Source organism: Desulfobaculum sp., from assembly GCF_054921475.1.
Genome location: NZ_JBUDSW010000362.1, coordinates 1 through 2,718, shown reverse-complemented (window position 1 = coordinate 2,718; position 2,718 = coordinate 1). Strand labels below are relative to the sequence as shown.

Sequence of the window (2,718 nt, the reverse complement as noted above, 5' to 3'; positions counted from 1 at the left end):
GATTTTGACGTCGTTCTGCGCCAGCTTCTGCCAAAACGCACACGCGCCCTCTTCGCCAAAGTGGCCCACCGTTGCCAGCAGAAAGGACAGCCCCGGGGACGACGTGGCCGGGTTCTGCACCACGGTCAGCCCCTTATACTCCGGGCGCGTCAGGTCTTCCAGCGAGGTGGGGGCGGGCAGGTCCTTGGCCGCGAACCACGCCTTGTCGTAATTGAGGCACACATCGCCAAAGCTGACGGGCAGGAGCCTGTGGGCGCTGTCCAGCTTCAGGCTCTCCGGGATGTCCGCAAGAGCCGGGGCGTTGTAGGCTTCAAAGATGTCTGCGTCTATGGCGCGGCTGAGGAATGTGGTATCTACACCGATGAAGATGTCCGCCAGCGGATTGCCCTTGGCAAGGATGCACTGGTTCAGTCCCGCGCCGGCGCCGCTGGTTTTCAGGAATGCGACCTTGGCCCCGTGTTCTTCTTCAAAGCGCTGCACAAGCTCTTTGCTGATGCTGAAGCTATCGTGGGACATGACGGTCAGCGTTGGCGTTTCGGCTGGCTTGTCCTTGGCGGATTGCGCCGTGGTGGCGCTGTCGTCGCCGCACGCCGCAAGGCCGAGGGTCAGGCACAGGACGGCGAGGGTGAGAAGTCGAGGCATGGTGGAGTCTCCTTTACTGGTGACGAAATTGGCCTGAGGCGGGGCCGGGCCTTCCCCGCCGCGCTTTTGGGGCGCATGTGGCGCGTTTTCGGGCCTCGCGCAAAGTGGGCGAAAAGCCCCGGACGAAGCGCGCTGGCAGGCCGCGCGCAGTGGTCGTATGGTGCACGTACATCAATAGGAAAAGGGCGGTGTTGTCAACGTCCATACCGCAGACAACGGTTTCGCGATTTGCTTTTTTCCCGTATTCAGGTGAGAAACCCTTGACGAAAGCGCCCCAAAGGTGGTTACACCCTCCGCCCCGGAGTCCGTGGTTTCGGCATAAATAAACGGTTCTTTCAACAATCACAAAGAAGAGATGAAGCGAAACACCCCTCAAAGACAAGCCATCGTTCAAGTGTTGAGTGCTGCCCGTCGTCCTCTGAAACCGGAGGAGATACTCAGTCGCGCGCAGGCCATAGTCCCGCGTCTGGGCATCGCCACGGTCTACAGAAACCTTGCCAAACTCACCGAGCTTGGCGAAATCGATCAAATTCTTCTCCCCAACCAAAAGGCGCACTACGAGAAGCGCCGCCGCAAGCGCCATCACTTTTTCCAGTGCCTTCGGTGCCACCGGGTCTTTGACCTGGAGCCCGCAGAAGAGGATTTCAGTGAGCTGTTGCCCACTGGTTTCACGCTGGAAGGGTACGAAGTCGTTTTGCAAGGGATTTGCGAGGGCTGTCAGGATTCCGGAGACGACGCAACGGCCTAACCGCTGTGCTGTTTCGTCCTGCCGTCGCTCAAACAGCGCATCATGCGCGAGCTGGCGGCCTGCGTCAGCCGGGAAACCGGTGCGCCCTCATCCCCGCCGCATCGGCGCAGACCGACGTTCCCCGGTCGCCTCGCGCCCCCCGGTCATTCTTCAACCGCATCGCCTACGCCTCAGGCAGCCCCGTCATGCCGCCTTGCGCGGCGGAGCAATATCAGCAGAACTCATGGAATCGACACTTCTTCTCGGCCTTGCTGCCGGATATCATTATGGCGATGTGCGCCCCTTTGCCGCGTCCCTTGAGCAGTCCGGCTTTCGCGGCGACTGCGTGCTCTTTGTGACGCCCACCACCCGCGGCGAAGACCGCATTGCCGCCCATGGCGTCACGACCGTGCCCTTCGAGCGCCCCGCAGACAAGGCGCACATACCCTACAATGCGTGGCGCTACGTGCTCTATCGCGATTGGCTTTCAAACGCCCCGAAGCGCTACACCCGCATTCTGCTCACAGACGTTCGCGACGTCATTTTTCAGTCCGACCCCATGGCCTACGCATGGGGCTCCGGCGTCAACGTCACCCTTGAGGACGCCTGTACCAGCGTTGGCACCTGCCCCTACATGACCAAGTGGGTCACCGGGCATCTCGGCGATGCCGCGTGGCGCGCCATGGCACAGTGCCGCGTCTCCTGCTCCGGGACTACCATGGCCGAGCATGGCCCCATGCTTGATTATCTGGACCGCATGATTGCCCATCTCAAAGGCTATGTGCCCCAGAAGGGCATGGCAGGCTACGATCAAGGCGTGCACAATCATCTTCTGCACACCGGGCAACTGCCCGAGGTGACCTGCCACGACAACTCCGGCCCCATTCTCACCCTCGCCATGAAGCCTACCATCCCGGCCATCGACGTCGAAGGGCGCATTCTCAACGACAACGGCGACCCCGCCGTCATCGTCCATCAATACGACCGCAAACCCGACCTCTTCGCCACCCTGCGCCAGCGTTACGCCTAAGAGGGCGGCGCTGTGGCGTACCGTGTGGTAGCGCCCTACTGCTATTCCCTCCGGTGGGTTAAGGATTTCATCCTTAACAATCCTCTCGTGGGGGGATGGGAGTGGGGCGTGTGGCGCGGTGTTTGTGACCGCCCTCTACAGCCTTGCCCTCCATATGGGGATCCATAAGGGAGTCACTCCCTTATGCCGTCGGAGACAAAAAACGCGTGGCGTTGGCGTGCGGTAGGCTGTGGTGCGCCGTGTGGTAGCGCCATGCTGTTGTTACCTCCGGTGGGTTAAGGATTTCATCCTTAACAATCCTCTCGTGGGGGGATGGGAG

General features: G+C 61.1%; 3 protein-coding genes. 2 read left to right on the top strand and 1 reads right to left on the bottom strand.

Annotated elements, in window-relative coordinates; translation table 11 throughout:
* Positions 1 to 642 (bottom strand): thiamine ABC transporter substrate-binding protein (locus ACY69P_RS15915; protein ID WP_462328192.1); only part of this gene is annotated, 642 nt, incomplete at its 3' end.
* 355 nt (positions 643 to 997) lie between these two features.
* Here ACY69P_RS15915 and ACY69P_RS15910 point away from each other — a divergent pair.
* Together ACY69P_RS15910 and ACY69P_RS15905 are read left to right on the top strand one after the other, a co-directional pair.
* A complete protein-coding gene (locus ACY69P_RS15910) occupies positions 998 to 1,390 on the top strand; it encodes a Fur family transcriptional regulator (RefSeq protein ID WP_462328191.1) in 393 nt (130 codons plus the stop codon).
* 223 nt (positions 1,391 to 1,613) lie between these two features.
* Positions 1,614 to 2,399, top strand: coding sequence for a hypothetical protein (locus tag ACY69P_RS15905; RefSeq protein WP_462328190.1), 786 nt, complete (start codon positions 1,614 to 1,616; stop codon positions 2,397 to 2,399).
* The last annotated feature ends 319 nt before the right edge of the window (positions 2,400 to 2,718 follow it).

Coding starts and splice junctions, on each gene's coding strand:
- ACY69P_RS15910 (WP_462328191.1), top strand. CDS start 998: ATGAAGCGAAACACCCCTCAAAGACAAGCCATCGTTCAAGTGTTGAGT.
- ACY69P_RS15905 (WP_462328190.1), top strand. CDS start 1,614: ATGGAATCGACACTTCTTCTCGGCCTTGCTGCCGGATATCATTATGGC.